Here is a 15,917-nt window from a genome sequence, read left to right as displayed (position 1 = left end):
ACAGGGCGACAGCCATCACCCGCCCGTCGCCAGACACTGGCAGGGTCGACTCACCGGGCGGTCTGCAGTTCTGCCTCCGGAAGTCGCCGCCGGGGTCAGCGACGGGCGTGCTCACGCCCTAGGGCAGCACGCTTCCCAAGCCCGCCACCATCGCTGCGGTGACGCTGCGGCCACTGAGCCGATAGGCCGGCAACATCGGCACCGCCCCGGTCCGCGTGTAAGCGATTCCTTCGTGTGCGTCGAGCACAGCGAGCGCCTCCTCTTCCCGCAAGACCGCCCACACTCCGGAATCGATGGGATTCCGGGTTGCCCATGCGCGAAGCACCCCGTCCCGTATCGCGTCACTGGGGAAGAGCCTGTCGGCTCCAGCGCTCGCCAACCACGTCGCCACCGTCGGCTCCGGCCCCCCGTAGTAAGGCTGACCCGGGTTGGCCATCCGCACGTCCCAGTCATCCCTGTGATTCACCAGCATCCCCAGTGCCCGAGCGACAACGCGATAGGTGAGGGTTGTCGCCGTGGTTCGCGGTGCCTTCTGGGGGCCGGGCCGGCCCCAGGCGGCCTCGATCGCCACGACCGCATCGTGCGGATCGGGCATCTCGAGCGCGCGCGCCCAGGTCATGAAGCCGATCAGTTCGGGGTGCACGTGGATGCGCCCCTCACGGTTGAGGTCCACGTACCCAGGGCCTCGGCCGTGCAGCGTCAGGCAGTCGTACATGCCGTCGCAGGGGTGCGTCTCCGTGAGCGACACCCCAGGGTGTCGACGCACGATCTCCGCCGCCAACCACCACGAGTGCGCCAGCACCCGGCGCGGTGGCGCCACACACTCATCCGTAGTCATGTCCTGCCATCGGCATCACAGCGTGGTGGCTGTAGAGCAGGCACCCTTGCGCGCGTGACTAGCCCCCGGGCGCGAGGCGGGCGACCGACGGAGACTGACGGGACCGATCACCCGCCCGCCCGTTCCGGGCCCTAGCGTTCTGATCGCGCCCCACGGCGCCGCATCCTCTGGAGGAATTCATGACCGCAGCGGGCCACGTGTTCGTCGTCCACGCACGACTCGAACACCTCGACCACGACGTCGTCGTGCTCCCCACCGACCGGTCGTTCGTCGTGACCTACACGTGGCAGGCCGTGCTCGGCGAGGTCGATGCTGCGTCCGGGGCCGCCCGGCGAACCCTCTGCCCCGAGGGCTGGGCGGAGCGCCGGTACGGGCGAGCAGCCGAAGCGCCCGGCTTCGCCCCGGTCTCGCCGGTCTGGTTCGTCGACGTCGCCGACGTCGCCGCGAGCGACCCCACCGAGGTGCCCGCCCGCAGCGGGCGTCCGCGCCGGCTGGTTGCCGTGCCGACCCTCGGGGTGGGCGCCGGAGGGTTCGACCAGGTCCGCGGTCGGGTGGTGGACGGGCTCCTGGCGGTGTGCGAGGCCGCGTGCGCCCAGCACGAGATCGACGTCGTCCTCGTGGCGTCCCGACCGACCGACCACTCCGCGTTCCAGCTGCGCCGCCGCCAGGGGGCCGCACACGCTCAGCCCCTCGACCCCGAGCGCCTGCGGTACGCGCAAAAGCTGGCCACGCGCGCCCGGGACGGGTCGCTGGCCCTGTTCGTCGGCGCCGGGGTCAGCATGGGTGCCGGGCTGCCGTCCTGGGGTGGACTGCTCGAGGAGGTCGCCGGACCCGAACGGGCCGCCGACCTGGGGCTCCTGGACTCCCCCTCGACCAGGCCGAGTTCTTGCACCGCGAGCTCGGTCCCGCACTCAGCGAGAAGGTCTCCGAGATCACCTCCCGCACCCGCCGCTACGCCCTGGCGCATTCGCTCTTGGCAACCCTGGGCTGCACGGAGGTCGTCACCACCAACTACGACGACCTCTACGAGCGGGCCGCCGCGGACGCCGCCCACGCCACAGTGCCCGTGCTGCCGTTCGACGACCCCCGGCCCCGCACACCATGGGTGCTGAAGATGCACGGCGATCGGCGCGACCCGGCGAGCATCGTCCTGACCCGCTCCCACATGGTCGGCTACGACAGCCGCTCCCGACCGCTCGGCAGCATCGTCCAGGCGCTGCTCCTCACCCGGCACCTGCTCGTGGTCGGCGCCTCCATGACGGACGACAACTTCCTCCGCCTGGCCCATGAGGTCCTGGCCTTCCGCACGAGCTCAGGCCGCGGGTCGGACGCAGCGGCGCCACTCGGCACCGTCGTGACCCTCACCCCCAACCTCGCCAAGCAGAGACTCTGGACCGGCAGGTTCGACCACCTCTCGGCAACCGACGAGCAGAACGACGGGAACCCGAAGGCGCGTGCCGGCGCGGCCGCGCGGCTTCTGGCGATCTTCCTTGATGCTGTGGCGATGCACGCCGCCACCGCGCGCCACCTGGTCGACGCGCGGTACGGGTACCTGCTGGACGGAAGCGACCGTGCGGTCGCCGCGGCCTCCCGCGAGCTACTCACCCTGCTCGGGACCACCGGTGGGGATGATCGGTGGGCTCCGCTGCGGGAGGCGCTCGTCGCCCTCGGCGGGACCCCGCCAGCAACGCCCTGAGCCTTCTATGCAGCTGACCTGGGCAGATCGTGTCACACCCTTGTGGGACGGTCAGTCCAATGGCGGACCCACCGCCCTGATGAAGGGAGGGCTCCATGACCGAGTGCTTCCAGCCCGGAGACCTTGGCTGGCTGTCGATCGAGCTCGTCGCCGGGCCGCTCGACGGCCAGCGCTACGGGGACATCCCGATGCTCCCCGCAGGCGCGCCCGACAGCATCAGCATCCCGCTGGGTAAAGACCCGAAGACCGCTGCGCGTGCTGCGTACCGTCGGCGCGACGAGGTACCGGGCCCTGATGGCGCCTGGCTCTACGACTACGCCCCTGAGGACCCCAGCAGCACGGAGACGACGGCCGCCCAGGCGTCGACGACCTCCGACTGACCACGCCCGATCGCACCACCCCGTCCACCCACTCCTTCCCCACGCCCCGGAGTCGCCCATGAACCCAGCCCTGCCCGCACCTGCCCCTGTCCGTTGGGACGCGCCCACCTCCGACCGTGCCGCAGGGGTCCTCATGGGCCTGGCGTGCGGAGACGCCCTCGGGGCGCCGTTCGAGTTCGGGCCACCCCTGGCCGCCGACACCCCCGTCGCGATGGTGGGCGGAGGCTCGTTCGGTTGGGCACCGGGCGAGTGGACCGACGACACGCAGATGGCCGTCGTCCTCCTGGAGGCCGCCGAACGCGCCGTCGCCGGGGAGGGCGCCCTCACCGACCACCTCGACGACGTCGCAGCCGGTTGGGCAGCCTGGGCGGAGCAGGCGACCGACGTCGGTGTCCAGACGCGCGGCGTCCTCAGCGCTGCATCCCGGCACGGTGCACCCACGGCCGCCGGTCTGACCGCGGCTGCCGTCGCGCGGCACGAGGCGACGGGACGCTCCGGTGGGAACGGGTCGCTCATGCGCACCGCGCCCGCCGCCCTCGCCTACCTGCACGACGAAGCCGGGATGGCCGAGGCGGCGCGCACCATCAGCGCGCTCACCCACACCGACCCCGAGGCCGGGGACGCCTGCGTGCTGTGGTGCGCGGCCATCCGCCACGCGATCCTCACCGGACAGCTCGATGCCCGGCACGGGCTCCACCTCCTCCCGGAGGACCGGCGAGGAGCCTGGGCTGCCCGCCTTGACGAGGCCGAGGAGAACGAGCCCGCAGCGTTCGACCACAACGGGTGGGTCGTGCATGCCCTCCAGGGCGCCTGGTCGGCCATCAGCCGCACCGCCGTCCCCGACCGCACCGGCCACCTGCTGCCCGCCGACCACTTCCGGCTCGCCCTTGAGGCCGCCGTCCGGGGCGGGCGGGACACCGACACCGTCGCCGCCATTGCCGGTTCTCTCCTGGGCGCACGCTGGGGGGCATCGGCCGTCCCTGCCGGCTGGCGGCGGGTCGTGCACGGGTGGCCCGGGCTGCGCGTCACCGAGCTGGGCCTGCGCGGCCTGGCCGTCGCGCGGCGGCACAGTGACGTCTCTGCCTGGCCTCTCAGCGACCGTGTCGACTACAGGGCTGTCGCCTCCGGCAGGCTGATCCGCCACCCGCACGACGCGGAGGTGTTCCTCGGTGACGCGGCCGTCCTGGACGCCTTGCCGGTGGAGGTCGACGCAGTCGTCTCCCTCTGCCGGGTGGGCCGCCGTCGCCCCGACCGCGTGGACGCCGCAGACCACGTCGAGGTGTGGCTGGTCGACTCCCCGGACCCGGTAGCTAACCCGCACCTGGACTACGTGCTCCGGGAGGCAGCGGACGTCGTCGCCGAGCTACGCGCCTCTGGTCGCTGCGTCCTGGTGCACTGCGCCGCGGCCCAGAGCCGCACCCCGACCGTCGGCGCCGCCTACGCCGTGCGGCACCTGGGCATCGACGCCGACCGCGCCCTCAAGGACGTGGTCGATGCACTGCCCGACGCCAGACCCCACCGGACGTTCCGCGACGCCGTCCGGCAGGTCACCCGATGACGTGCACGGTCGGACGTGGTGAGAGCTAGTGACGTTCCTGGTGCAGGCACGGTCCGCAGTCCGTGATGTGTGGATCCAGCCCAGGTGGGAGGGCAAGCCAGCCCTGGGTCCCTGGCACTCGGCGGACGGCCGGGACGTCGTGGATCTGATCGCCGGTGGTGACCTCGACCAGATCTCGTTCCCGGTGTGGTTCCAGGCGTTCGGCCGTGGCACCCGCTGGGGCGACATGCTCTGGACCGGTGGGCTGCCCTGCAAGGTGGCTTCCACCCGGTTCGTGGCGGTGCTGGAGTCCATCGGCGCGACGGGGTGGCGCACGTTCGAGGTGGACCTACGCGCCAAGGGCGGGGACCCGGTGCCTGGATACCTCGGAATCGCGACCACCGGCCCCGGGGACGACCTGGACGTCACTCACCTGTTCGGGTTCCAGAACCTTGCCCTTCGCGTCAAACGTCACGTGCTGGAAGCCCTGCTGGGGGCAGGTGTGGACCAGTTCGACCACGAGCCGCTGGACGAGTAGCCGGGCCCTCCGGGCCTCAGCACGTGGTCCCGTCAGCGCACCGAGCGTCCGCGTCAGGGAAAGGAGTCGAACGCCCGGGCGATGAGGCGGAAGGGAAGCGCGATGAGCCTGCCGACGAGGGTCAGTAAATAGATGACGTCGATCGACTCGACGAGGGCCCGCAGCCCTCTCCGGACTCCGCGCGCAGCCCGATGGACACCACCGCGACGGGGACGGCTCAGCTGATCGGCACTGCTCATGAGGCGGTCCTCCCGGTCGGCGCTCAGTATGCCCGACGACGCGCACCGGACACGTCGACCGCGAGAGCCACCCAGACCCCCGACCCGGACGTCGAGGCATCGCTGCGGCTGAGGCCCATACTGCGGCGCAGGACGACCCGGGGAACTGGGTTCTGATCGTCAACGACCAAGACTGCAACGCCAGGGTCGCCACACCACGCCGGTCGAGCGCCCACTGCAGGCTCGCCAGCGGATGGCCGGTAGGCCTGCACCCGCCGGGCCGGTCCGACTGATCCCAGCGATACTATCTTGCACGATAGTATCCTTGATGACAGTCTTTACTTATGGCGCGCTTCGTCGGCCGTTCGGCCCAGCTCCACCGACTCGAGCAGATGCTCACCTCCCTCACGGACGGTCGGCGTGACCGGCCCGGCCGAGCGCTGCTCATGCGGGGCCGGCGCCGCGTCGGTAAGTCGCGGTTGGTCGAGGAGTTCCTTGAGAGGTCCGGCGTCCCGCACGTCTTCTTCACGGCGTCAATGCAGCCACCGGAGGGAGAACTCGGGCTGTTCGCCGCCGAGGTCGCGTCCTCGAACCTGCCGGGCGCCCGAACCTTCAGCGGTGTGACCGTGAGCTCGTGGGACGCGGCGCTGCGGTTGCTCGCGACGGCGCTCCCGCCGGACCGGCCCAGCGTGGTGGTGATCGACGAGCTCCCCTACCTGACGGGCAAGGATCCCAGGTTCGAAGGCACGCTGCAGAAGGCTTTCGACCGTGAGCTCTCCCGCCTGCCGGTCCTCCTCATCGGCATCGGCTCCGACCTCGCGATGATGGAGGCCCTCAACGAGTACGGGCGCCCGTTCCACCAGCGCGCGACCGAGATGGTCGTCCCCCCGCTGACCCCGTGGGAGGTCGGCGCCATGCTGGGCCTCGAGCCCGCCCAGGCGATCGACGCCTACCTGGTCACCGGCGGACTGCCCCTCGTCTGCGCGGAGTGGCCGGAAGCGTCCGACCTCGGGTCCTACGTCGCCGCCGCAGTCTCCGACCCGACGTCGGCTCTTCTCGTCAGTGGTGAGCGGGCCATCGCCGCCGAGTTCCCGCCGGACGCTCTCGCCCGCCGCGTGCTCGGTGCCGTGGGGGCCGGGGAGCGCACGTTCACGGCGATCCAACGTGCTGCCGGGGACATCCAGCAGGCCTCCCTCAACCGCGCCCTGCAGATCCTCCTGACCAAACGGGTCGTCGTCGCCGAACGGCCCCTCTCCACGCGCGCCTCACGCGAGACGAGGTACCGCGTGGCGGATCCCTACCTGCGGTTCTGGTTGGCCTACTTGGCCCCCGGCCTCGCGGAGATCGAACGCGGGCGGGGCGACGTGGTCCACTCCCGGATCCGTTCCGGCTGGACGTCCTGGCGGGGCCGGGCGGTGGAGCCCGTGGTGCGCGAGGCGCTCGAGCGCCTGCCGCTCCCGGGCGTGGCACCCGGCGGGATGGTCGGCGGGTACTGGACCCGGTCCAACGACCCCGAGGTGGACGTGGTGATCGCCGATCGCAGCCCTGTCGCCGACCAGGTCCGGGCGGTCGGTTCGATCAAGTGGCTCGAGCGGCAGCGCTTCGACCGCCGTGACCTGAGCCGCCTCCTGACGCACCGTTCCCAGGTGCCGGGGGCTGATGAGGACACACCGCTCGTCGTCGTCAGCCGATCAGGCTGCGACGTCCCGGACGTGCCGTGCATCGGGCCCGACGAGCTGATCAGGGCGTGGGCTCCGCCGGAGTGACAGGCGCTGCAGTTTCGACGGCCGCGACCAGGAGCTCGACGCACCGAGGCCAGGCGAGGCGCCCGAACAGGACCGGTGCCGGGAGGCGCCGCTCCTCACCCGTGAGGTGCTCGCCGAGCACGGGGACGGCGGTAGCGGGGTCGCCCGACCCGGGACGGGGGTTCCCGCCGAGATCAGGGGGTGCTGTCAGGGCCCGAGTAGCGCTGCCGGCACAACGGCCACCCCGTCGCGGCGCCGGTAGGCGTCCCGGCCTGTGGTCACGACGACAGCGTCGACGAGGTCGCCGCCCATGCGGTCCCGCAGCCACAGGAGGTGGCGAACGTCTGCGTCCTGCACGTCCGCGGCAAGCTTGACCTCGAACGCGACACTGCGCCGCCCCCTCCCCGTGACGATGAAGTCCACCTCGTGCGCGCCATCGCCCGTCCGTAGGTGCCCGACGGTGGCCTCGGCCGCCTGGGCGTACACGCGGAGGTCGAGTGCGACCAGCGACTCGAAGAGGCCACCCAGGAGCGTCCCGTCGCGGGGTACGGGCGGACCTGCGTCGCGGCCGGACAGCAGGAGGTCCTCGTCGGCGTCGAGCAGGGCCGCCGCGAGCGCCGGGTCCGCCAGATGGTGCTTCGGACTCGCCGCGAGACGGGAGAACGCGTTGGTGGTCGGCAACCATGCGGGGACGGGGTCCGAGATCCAGATCCGCTTGAGGGTGTCGCGGTATGGGACCGTCGTGGACCGCGGGGGCTTGTCCCCCTGACCGGCGGTGGCTGCGTCGCGGATCCGCTCGAAGCTGGCAGTGGTCGACGTCGCGGCCGCGTACGCCCGTAGCCACCGGCGAAGGAGCGCCGGGTTGCGGGGCTCGTGCCCGGCGTCCTCGAACTCGCGGTCGACGATTCGCTCGACGTACGTCCGCAGGGCCGCTCGCCGGGCCCGGGGTGACCCGCGGCGCATCCCGGGGAAGCCGCCCGCCAGGATCTCCGCGACGTAGGTGTCGAGGTCGACCTCGGTCTCGCCGGCGACTTCGGGTCGACGACCGGACAAGAGCGCGGCCACGGATACCGTCGGCACGCCGACGCCGCGTTCGGCGAGCGAGAGCGGCCGCATCCGGATGCTCACGATCCGGCCTGCGCCGGAGTGCGTACCCGGCGACCTGGGCGACGCGGACCCCGTGAGCAGGAAGCGGCCCGGCCGGGGGTCCTCGTCGACGGCGCGCCGAACCACGTCCCACGAGGGGGTGTACTTCTGCCACTCGTCCAGGACCACCGGTGCGGGGGCGGATGTCAGCCGGTCAGGAGCAGCCCGGAGGAGGTCCGTCCCGCCCGGCCGGTCGAGGGCGAACAGGGATGCGGCGCGCTGAACCGCGGTCGCCGTCTTTCCCACGCCCTTCGCGCCGTCGATGGCGATCGCCGGGAGGTCGGCAAGAAGCTCATCGAGCTCGTCGTCGACGACTCTCCTCGTGTACGGGCGGGAGTCGTGGCTGTCGACCATCCGGCTAGGCTACAGATTTCAGGTCAGCAACGCTACAGATTTCAGGCTGGTGACGCTACAGATCTCGGGAAGTCCAGGCTGCAGATCTTCAGGGGCTCACCCGGGCCCGGTCCCCGCCCGCGCGACGAGGACGGCGAGCTCGGTGCGGTTCGCCAGCCCGAGCTTGGTGAGGGCACGGGTGAGGTGGGTCTTCACGGTGGTCTCGCTGAGGAACGTCCGCCCGGCGATCTCGGCGTTGGCGGCGCCGGTGGCGACCTGGGCGGCCACCTCCCGCTCCTTGTCGGTCAGGACCTCGAGGCGGCGGAGGGCGTCCTCGCGTTGGCGGGCGTCCGGGTCCTGGGCCACGTGGTGGGCGACGACCCGGGCCGCGCGAGGCCCGAAGGCGCCCTGACCGGCCGCGACCTGGTGGATGGCGTCGGCGATCTCCTCCGTCGCGGCGGTCTTGTCGATGAAGCCGGCGGCCCCGGCGCGGACTGCCCGCAGGACGACGTCGTCCGTGTCCAGCGAGGTGAGGGCGACGACACCCGGCGGGTCCGGTAGGCGCCGCACGGCCTCGGTCGCGCGGATCCCGTCCACCCGGCGCATGCGCAGGTCCATGAGGACGACGTCGGGGTGGTGGGCCTGGACGGCCGGCACGACCTCGTCCCCGTCGGTGGCCTCGGCGACCACCTCGATGCCGAAGGGGGCGAGGTTGCCGCCCAGGAGCCGTCGGACGATGGCGTCGTCGTCCACGAGCAGCAACCTGACCATGCCCCGACCGTAGGGGGTGGCGGTGACAGCGGGATGACACGGGCGGCGGGTCACCGTGTCAGCGCGGCGCCGCCTCCCGCAGACGGAGTCCGAGCACCAGGCCCGGGCGACCGTTCGGGGCATCCGGGCCGTGGCCGACCTCGGTCCAGCCGCCCGCCCGGTACAGCGCGCGGGCGGGTGTCTCCTCGTCCCTGGTCTGCAGCCAGGCTCGACGGGCACCCGCGGTGGCCAGGAGGTCCTCGAGCAGCACCCGTCCCAGCCCGGCGCGCTGCACCGTGGGGTGGACCGCGAGCAGGTAGACGGCGAAGGAGTCCTCCAGCCGGTGGGCAGCGGCGCCGAGCCGCTCCTTGAGCTCAGCCGACCACTCGTCGGTCTGGTGGGCCCACTCCCACGGGTGCCCGTACGCGATGCCCACGAGCGCACCGTCACTCCGGGCGGCGACCCAGGCTGCGTCGCCGCGGGCCAGGACGTAGCTGAACACGCTCGCGTAGGCGGCCGCCTGGGTGCGTGGCTCGCACAGCGGCGGTCCCTGCGTGGCCGCCGCGTAAAGGTCCTCGACCTCGTCCGGGGTCGGCGCACCGTCAGCGGCGCGACCCGCACTCCGGCTCATCTGCACGCAGCGACGGTAGCCACAATCGCCGCTGCCTGTCGTCGGGGGCCCTCCCCAGGCCCCTCTGCCGTCCCGGGTTCTTCACCCGCGGGTCCCCTCACCCCCGGACCCGTCGGCGCGATGGGAGAGGAAACGGTGTACCGACCCGGGTTGGGAGCAACGAGGATGCGGCAGAGTTTCGGAGCCACGGTGCGCGGGCTCACGGGCAGGTTCCTGCTGGTCGGTGCCGTCGGGGTCATCGGTGCCCTGAGCATCGCGGCGACCTCCACGGTCGCTGCCCGGGCGGTCGCGACCGAGCTGGTCATGATGGACGAGCTCAACGGCGTCATGGCGTCCGTGCAAGAAGTACGGATGTACAACTCCGACGTGACCGGTTGGCAGGTGGCGTACGCCGGGGACGTCCGGCGGATCGGTGGCGCGGCGGCGGTCGCCGAGTCCAACCTCAACCGGGCCGGGTACCTGGAGTCCGCCGCTGGCCTGCAAGGCACCCTCACCGCGACGCAGGTCGAACGGCTCGTCCCCCAGGAGCGCACGACCTTCGACAGGATCGTCACGCTCTGGGACGAGTTCTTCGCCGCCGACGACGCCGTCGTCGCCCTCTACCGGCAGGACACCGAGGCGAGCATCGAGGCCGCCGACGACCTCATCGTGGACGAGGTGTACCCGGTCTACGACCAGATCCTCGAGGAGACCGCGACGCTGGCGGCGCTGCTCGACGATCGCCGCGCGGAGGCGAGGCAGAGCATCACCGCCGCCCAGAACCGGGCCTCGACCGTCACCGGGATCGTGCTCACGGGCGCGCTGCTGGGGGTGGTCCTCGTGACCATGGTGCTCGCGAGCCGCTCCAGGCGGTCCCTGGCACACGTCCAGCACGCCCTCGAGGCGATGGCGCACGGCGACCTGACCGTCACCGCGGACGTGGCCGGTCAGGACGAGATCGCGACCATGGCGCGCTCGTTGACCACGGCGCAGCAGTCGCTGCGTGAGACGCTCGGCAGCGTCGCCGAGGCCACGGACACCCTCGCCGCAGCGACGGAGCAGATGTCCATGGCCAGCGCTGACGTGACGGCGACCGCCCAGAGGACATCCGCCCAGGCCGGCGTGGTCGCTGCAGCAGCGGATCAGGTGTCACGGAACGTCCAGGCCGTCGCCGCCGGGTCCGAGCAGATGGACGCCTCCATCCGGGAGATCGCGCACAACGCCACGAAGGCGGCCCACGTCGCCGCGCAGGCCACCGAGGTCGCCGCCGAGACGAACGCCACCGTCTCGCAGCTGGGCACCTCGAGCCAGCAGATCGGGGACGTCATCAAGGTCATCACCTCGATCGCCGAGCAGACCAACCTGCTCGCGCTGAACGCCACGATCGAGGCCGCCCGCGCCGGAGAAGCAGGGAAGGGCTTCGCCGTGGTCGCCGGTGAGGTCAAGGAGCTCGCGCAAGAGACGGCCAGGGCCACCGAGGACATCTCGCGCCGTGTGCAGACCATCCAGGACGACTCGACCGGCGCGGTCGGGGCGATCGGCCGCATCGGCGACATCATCGCCAGCATCAACGACTTCCAGCTCACCATCGCGAGCGCCGTCGAGGAGCAGACGGCGACCACGACGGAGATGTCCCGCGGGGTGGCGGAGGCGGCCACCGGGTCCGGCGAGATCGCAGCCAACACCACGGGCATCGCGGAGTCGGCCTCGACCTCCAGCGAGGGACTGCAGCAGATCGACGGGGCCGTGCAGGAGCTGGCCAAGATGTCGGAAGCCCTGCGGGCACGGGTCGCGACGTTCACCTACTGACCGGCGCGTCCGCGACCGGGACGGGCGGGCCCGACGCCCGGGGCCGAGCGGGGGCGGTCGTCAGGTGGGTGAGGTGGCGGCCACCCACGGCAGGGTCGCCTCGACGACGAACGCGTCGCCGCGGGGCCCGGCGTCGACCGTCCCGCCCAGCAGTGCGGCGCGCTCACGCATGCCGGCCAGGCCCGAGCCACGGTCGGCGACGTCGACGGCGGCGGTGAGGGAATTGGTGACGCGCAGGCGCACCCCCTCCCGGGGGGTGGCGTGCAGGGTGATGTCGACCTCCGCGCCGGGCGCGTGCTTGACCGCGTTGGTGAGGGACTCCTGGACCAGCCGGTACACGGCACGGGTGAGGGCGAGTGAGGCGTACCCGGCGTCCGCGACGTACACCGAGGAGCGGATGAGGGCGCCGGCCTGGCGGGCGGTGTCGAGCAGCGCGGGCACGTCGTCCAGGGTCACGGGCGCGGGTTGCAGGGCGGTGCCGGGGGCGGGGTCGCGGAGCATCTCGACCATGTCCCGCAGCTCCCGGCGGGCACGGTCGGCGGCTTCGCGGATGGACTCGGCGCCCTCGGCGACGGTGTCCGGTGCGCCGCCGCGCAGGGAGGACGCGTGCAGGGCGACCAGGGAGAGCTGGTGGGCGACGGTGTCGTGCACCTCCCGGGCGATGAGCTCGCGCTCCTCCTGCCGGGTCATCTCCGTGCGCAGCTCTGCGGCCACCCGCTCCTGCCGGATCCGGCCCGTCTCCGCCGCGCGGACCTCGTCGCGGTAGCGGCGCAGCAGGCCGAGCCCGACGGCGGCCGCCACCAGCACCACGCCGATCACCACGTACCCGGGCCCGGGGAGCACGTCGACCTCACCGGTCACCGGGTCCGTGGCAGCGAGGAGCGTCGCGGTATCCGGGCGCAGATGGTCACGCAGCAGCGCGGCCCCCGTGGCGACTGCGACCGCCGTCCCGCAGCCGACGGCGACCCGCAGCGGCCGCCGGGCCACCACACCGACCAGGGCGACCAGCGCCGCGAACGTGTCCAGCGGCAGGAGCAGCGCCGCGGCCGACGCGGTCAGCGCGAGCGCCACCGGGAATCGGTGCCGCACCACCAGACCGACCGCGAGCGCAGTGCCCACCATCCACGCGATGAACGGGATGAGCAGGGCGTCGTCCTCCACGGCGTACGCCATCGCGACAGAGCTGCTGAACGCCGCCGTCAGCACGAGGCCCGTCGTCCGCAACCGGCGAAGCACCACCGTGCGTTGCGGCGAGGGGGCGGCCCGGGGCGGCCCGGACGCCGCTGGCGGTGCCCAGGTCACCGGCGCAGCACCGGGGTGCCGGGGGGCGACGGGGTCCATGGCACGACGGTAGGGCCGGGGACCGACAGGGTCGTCGTCCGTCCGGTCGGTCCGGTGGTCCGATCGGCCCGTCAGGTCCGACCGGTCGGAGGACGTGGCGGGCGGGGGCGGGCGGCCAGAGTCGGTCCCGTACGAGGTGCCGCAGAGGCGGGACCCGCCCGACACGACGCCGGCCGACCTCCGGCACGAGGAGCCCTCATGTCCGACAGCCACTCCCACCAGCAGGGCCTGCCCGCGGGCCAGCACCCGCCGCAGGAGCCGCACCCGGGCCAGCACCCACCCCAGCAGCCGACTCCCTCGGGGCAGACCGCGCGTCCCTGGTTCCGCAAGAAGCGGGTCATCATCCCGGCGGGCGTGCTCGCCTTCTTCATCATGGTCGGTGCCCTCAGCGGTGGTGCGGACGACGGCCCCGAGCCGGTCGCCACAGCCACGCCGACGGTCGAGGCGACGCCTACCGACGAGCCGTCGCCCGCCGACGAGCCCGAGGCCCCTGCCGAGGAGCCGGAGGCCGTCGAGGAGGAGCCCGACGCCGACGCCGCCGCCGAGGAGGAGGCCCCCGCCGGGACCGTCTCCCAGCAGAACGCCTACCGGTCGGCCCAGAGCTACCTGTCCTTCACGGCGTTCTCCCGCACCGGGCTGATCCAGCAGCTCAGCAGCGACTACGGCGAGGGGTACCCGCTCGAGGACGCGGAGTTCGCCGTCGCCCGCCTGGAGGCCGAGGGCGAGGTGGACTGGCTCGAGCAGGCCGTGAAGTCGGCCGAGAACTACCTGAGCTTCACGTCGTTCTCGCGTTCAGGCCTCATCGAGCAGCTCTCCAGCCAGCACGGTGAGGGCTTCACCCGCGAGCAGGCCGAGCACGCGGCGGACGAGGTCGGCCTCTGACCTCACGCCCTGCAGCCCGCGGCGGCCCCCGGGGCCGGGACTCCCATGATCGGGACCGATCAGTTGCGGATTCCGCATCGAATCGGTCCCGATCATGGGCGCGCGAGGTGTCGCCCCGGCCCCGGCCGCGTCAGCGGCTCGTGCGAGCGGGTCAGCCGTACGGTTCGGTTCGGGACGGGACGGAGCTACGGGGCGCGGTGCCCGGTCCAGGCGGCGCCGTCCCAGTACTGACGACCGACTCCGTCCGGCGCCGCGTACCAGCCAGCAGGCACCAGGGTCACCTGGACCTGAGGTGGGGGCGCCTGGCCCGCGAACTGCGCACCGGGGAACTGCTGCGCGACGACGACGTTCACAGGTCCCGCGGCCACAGCAGGGGCATGCGCCTGACACGCCATGACGAGGGAGACGATCCACCCGATCAGGCTCCAACCGAGGAGCAGGTTCAGCACTCCGACAGCGGCCATGTTCGACCGACCTCGCGTCACAGCGATCGCCCACGGCAGCATGTACCCGAATGTGAGGGCGGCGCTCACCCACGCGATCGCGACGACTGACCCGGACGTCTGCCTCTGGTCCGTCATGACGGCAGGCCGATGCCACTGCTGCGGCGGGACGTGCTGAGCCGAAGGGGCTACCGGCGGCCCCGGCTCGCCCGGCTGGATCTCGCTCATGACTTGCCCCCTGGACGCCTGCGGCTGGTCCACCCATCGTCCCAGCCCAGGTGCCCTGGAGATACCCCGTCGGCGGGTGGAAACCACCGTGACCAGGACGCCGATCCGGGCCCCCGGCGCGGTGAGCACCGGCTCGCGTGCCTGTGGCCGACTGCGCAGCGACCCTGTTTCGGACACAGGGCGTCGAACGCCCGGGCGGTGGGCGAACTCTGGCCTCATGCCGCGTCGCCCACGGCGACTTCCAGGCCGGGATGCTCATGATCGGGACCGATCAGTTACGGAATCCGAATCAGATCGGTCCCGATCATGAGCGTGGGCGTTGCGGTGCAGGTGCCGGTCACCTTCGGTGCCGACCTGGTCGCAGCACCTCGCACACCGATTCCAGGTCCGTGGTCGGCTTGGATGGCAGCCGACTGATCCGGGTGACGAGCTCCTTGCCCTGGACGACTGCCACCCCCTCGACCGTGCGGCCCCCGTCGGGGTAGGGACCCCACCACACGATGACGGGCTGCACCCAGACCTTGCGACCGCTTCGCTTCTCGATCTGGTTCCGCAGGGCAACGGCCTCCCACTTGGCACCGCTGATGTCCCGGTCGATGCGCTTGGTCAGCGTCGGGTCGTCCACGTGCACCCCGACCAGCGCACCAGACTCCGCGGCCTGAAGGCGGTAGGCCGAGAACTTGGAGTTGAGGCAGAAGACGCCCGGCGGGCCGATCACCACGTGGTCGAAGTTGAACCTGCCGTTCGCCAGGTCGTGCAGAACGGTCCACTGCCCGGCCGGGAGCTCGCCCAGCACCTTGGCCGTGGCCTCCTCACCGTAGGCACCGTCCTGCCACATCTCGATGCTCCCCGGAGGAGTCAACCGCAAAGCAATCACCATGGTCATGGCCGCCCCGGCGACCACCCCGGAAAACCAGATCGCCAACGACTGGGGCCAGATCACGGTGAAGAGATAGCTGGACGCGGCCCAGACGACCGCGAGGCACACGACGGTCCAGCACCACAGCGCCCTGGTGCGACGCAACCAGCTGCGACGCAGCTCGTTGTACTTGCGCCGCGCACGCGCCCCGGCGCGACGACGATCCTGGCGGCCTCGCCACCAACCCCGCACGTCACATGCCACTCCCCCACCATCGGCGCAACCCCACCGCACATGAGACCGTCCCTGCGCTGCCCCCCCGTGCCGGGGTGCTCGGTGTGTGGATCGGCGAACGACGCCCGTGCAGGCGAGGTACTTTCACGCAAGACCATGGCCACAAGCAGGAGCACACATGACCAGCACCGCAGGACGTCACGGGCGCCACCGCGCCCGCGTCCGAGCACGGATCGCCGGGGTGCTCGCCGCCGCACTGAGTGCACTGATCGCAGCCGCACCGGCTGGGGCTCTCGGTGAGAACGACGGGCTCTGGTACGTCGAAGCCGC

General features: G+C 72.2%; 16 protein-coding genes. 7 read left to right on the top strand and 9 right to left on the bottom strand.

Going from position 1 to position 15,917, the window contains the following annotated elements; genetic code table 11:
• Positions 1-118 precede the first annotated feature (118 nt).
• The gene (locus tag N869_RS00780; RefSeq protein ID WP_408606332.1) at positions 119-838 is read right to left on the bottom strand and encodes a TY-Chap2 family putative peptide chaperone; all 720 of its coding nucleotides are present in this window, start codon (positions 836-838) and stop codon (positions 119-121) included.
• Between the two features lie 131 nt (positions 839-969).
• Positions 970-1,518, bottom strand: a complete 549-nt coding sequence (locus N869_RS17600; RefSeq protein WP_198025913.1) for a hypothetical protein — start codon at positions 1,516-1,518, stop codon at positions 970-972.
• 206 nt (positions 1,519-1,724) lie between these two features.
• Here N869_RS17600 and N869_RS17595 point away from each other — a divergent pair, with 206 nt between their 5' ends.
• The 4 genes from N869_RS17595 to N869_RS00755 all read left to right on the top strand — a co-directional run bounded on the left by N869_RS17595 (position 1,725) and on the right by N869_RS00755 (position 4,989).
• Positions 1,725-2,534, top strand: a complete 810-nt coding sequence (locus tag N869_RS17595) for an SIR2 family NAD-dependent protein deacylase (protein ID WP_035056454.1) — start codon at positions 1,725-1,727, stop codon at positions 2,532-2,534.
• Between the two features lie 95 nt (positions 2,535-2,629).
• Positions 2,630-2,914 (top strand): hypothetical protein, encoded by a 285-nt coding sequence (locus tag N869_RS00765; protein ID WP_035056451.1) that lies wholly within the window; start codon positions 2,630-2,632, stop codon positions 2,912-2,914.
• 58 nt (positions 2,915-2,972) lie between these two features.
• The gene (locus tag N869_RS00760; protein ID WP_035056449.1) at positions 2,973-4,472 is read left to right on the top strand and encodes an ADP-ribosylglycohydrolase family protein; all 1,500 of its coding nucleotides are present in this window, start codon (positions 2,973-2,975) and stop codon (positions 4,470-4,472) included.
• A 28-nt stretch (positions 4,473-4,500) separates the two neighbouring features.
• Positions 4,501-4,989: a hypothetical protein gene (locus N869_RS00755; protein WP_052104804.1), complete on the top strand. Its 489-nt coding sequence runs from the start codon at positions 4,501-4,503 to the stop codon at positions 4,987-4,989.
• Positions 4,990-5,042: 53 nt separating this feature from the next.
• On the opposite strand, the gene N869_RS00750 is transcribed toward N869_RS00755, so the two are convergent.
• Entirely contained in the window at positions 5,043-5,228 is a 186-nt protein-coding gene (locus N869_RS00750; protein ID WP_035056447.1) for a hypothetical protein, read from the bottom strand.
• 323 nt (positions 5,229-5,551) lie between these two features.
• Between N869_RS00750 and N869_RS00745 the strand changes: the two genes are divergently transcribed.
• A complete protein-coding gene (locus N869_RS00745) occupies positions 5,552-6,973 on the top strand; it encodes an ATP-binding protein (protein WP_084136301.1) in 1,422 nt (473 codons plus the stop codon).
• A gap of 186 nt (positions 6,974-7,159) precedes the next feature.
• Here the strand turns inward: N869_RS00745 and N869_RS00740 are convergent, their stop codons facing one another.
• From N869_RS00740 to N869_RS00730, 3 genes are all read right to left on the bottom strand, one after another.
• On the bottom strand, positions 7,160-8,452 hold the full coding sequence (locus tag N869_RS00740) for an ATP-binding protein (protein WP_035056444.1): 1,293 nt from the start codon (positions 8,450-8,452) through the stop codon (positions 7,160-7,162).
• Between the two features lie 96 nt (positions 8,453-8,548).
• Entirely contained in the window at positions 8,549-9,202 is a 654-nt protein-coding gene (locus N869_RS00735; protein ID WP_035056442.1) for a response regulator transcription factor, read from the bottom strand.
• 58 nt (positions 9,203-9,260) lie between these two features.
• On the bottom strand, positions 9,261-9,812 hold the full coding sequence (locus N869_RS00730) for a GNAT family N-acetyltransferase (protein WP_232229538.1): 552 nt from the start codon (positions 9,810-9,812) through the stop codon (positions 9,261-9,263).
• A 189-nt stretch (positions 9,813-10,001) separates the two neighbouring features.
• On the opposite strand from N869_RS00730, the gene N869_RS00725 reads away from it, so the two are divergent.
• Complete coding sequence (locus N869_RS00725; protein ID WP_232229536.1) at positions 10,002-11,600, top strand: methyl-accepting chemotaxis protein; 1,599 nt, start codon at positions 10,002-10,004, stop codon at positions 11,598-11,600.
• Between the two features lie 60 nt (positions 11,601-11,660).
• On the opposite strand, the gene N869_RS17195 is transcribed toward N869_RS00725, so the two are convergent.
• Positions 11,661-12,941 (bottom strand): sensor histidine kinase, encoded by a 1,281-nt coding sequence (locus tag N869_RS17195; RefSeq protein ID WP_156968268.1) that lies wholly within the window; start codon positions 12,939-12,941, stop codon positions 11,661-11,663.
• A 198-nt stretch (positions 12,942-13,139) separates the two neighbouring features.
• Here N869_RS17195 and N869_RS17190 point away from each other — a divergent pair, with 198 nt between their 5' ends.
• Positions 13,140-13,823 (top strand): Ltp family lipoprotein, encoded by a 684-nt coding sequence (locus N869_RS17190; RefSeq protein ID WP_052104802.1) that lies wholly within the window; start codon positions 13,140-13,142, stop codon positions 13,821-13,823.
• A 185-nt stretch (positions 13,824-14,008) separates the two neighbouring features.
• Here N869_RS17190 and N869_RS16775 read toward each other — a convergent pair whose 3' ends face one another.
• Positions 14,009-14,329, bottom strand: coding sequence for a superinfection immunity protein (locus tag N869_RS16775; RefSeq protein WP_269545852.1), 321 nt, complete (start codon positions 14,327-14,329; stop codon positions 14,009-14,011).
• Between the two features lie 502 nt (positions 14,330-14,831).
• Positions 14,832-15,605 carry a nuclease-related domain-containing protein gene (locus tag N869_RS00705; protein ID WP_156968267.1) on the bottom strand — a complete coding sequence of 258 codons (774 nt, stop codon included), beginning with the start codon at positions 15,603-15,605 and terminating at the stop codon, positions 14,832-14,834.
• Positions 15,606-15,917 lie beyond the last annotated feature (312 nt).

It is taken from the genome of Cellulomonas bogoriensis 69B4 = DSM 16987, from assembly GCF_000767165.1.
Taxonomy (GTDB): Bacteria; Actinomycetota; Actinomycetes; order Actinomycetales; family Cellulomonadaceae; genus Actinotalea; species Actinotalea bogoriensis.
Note: the sequence above shows the minus strand (reverse complement) of the source record. Positions and strands in the feature narration are given on the sequence as shown.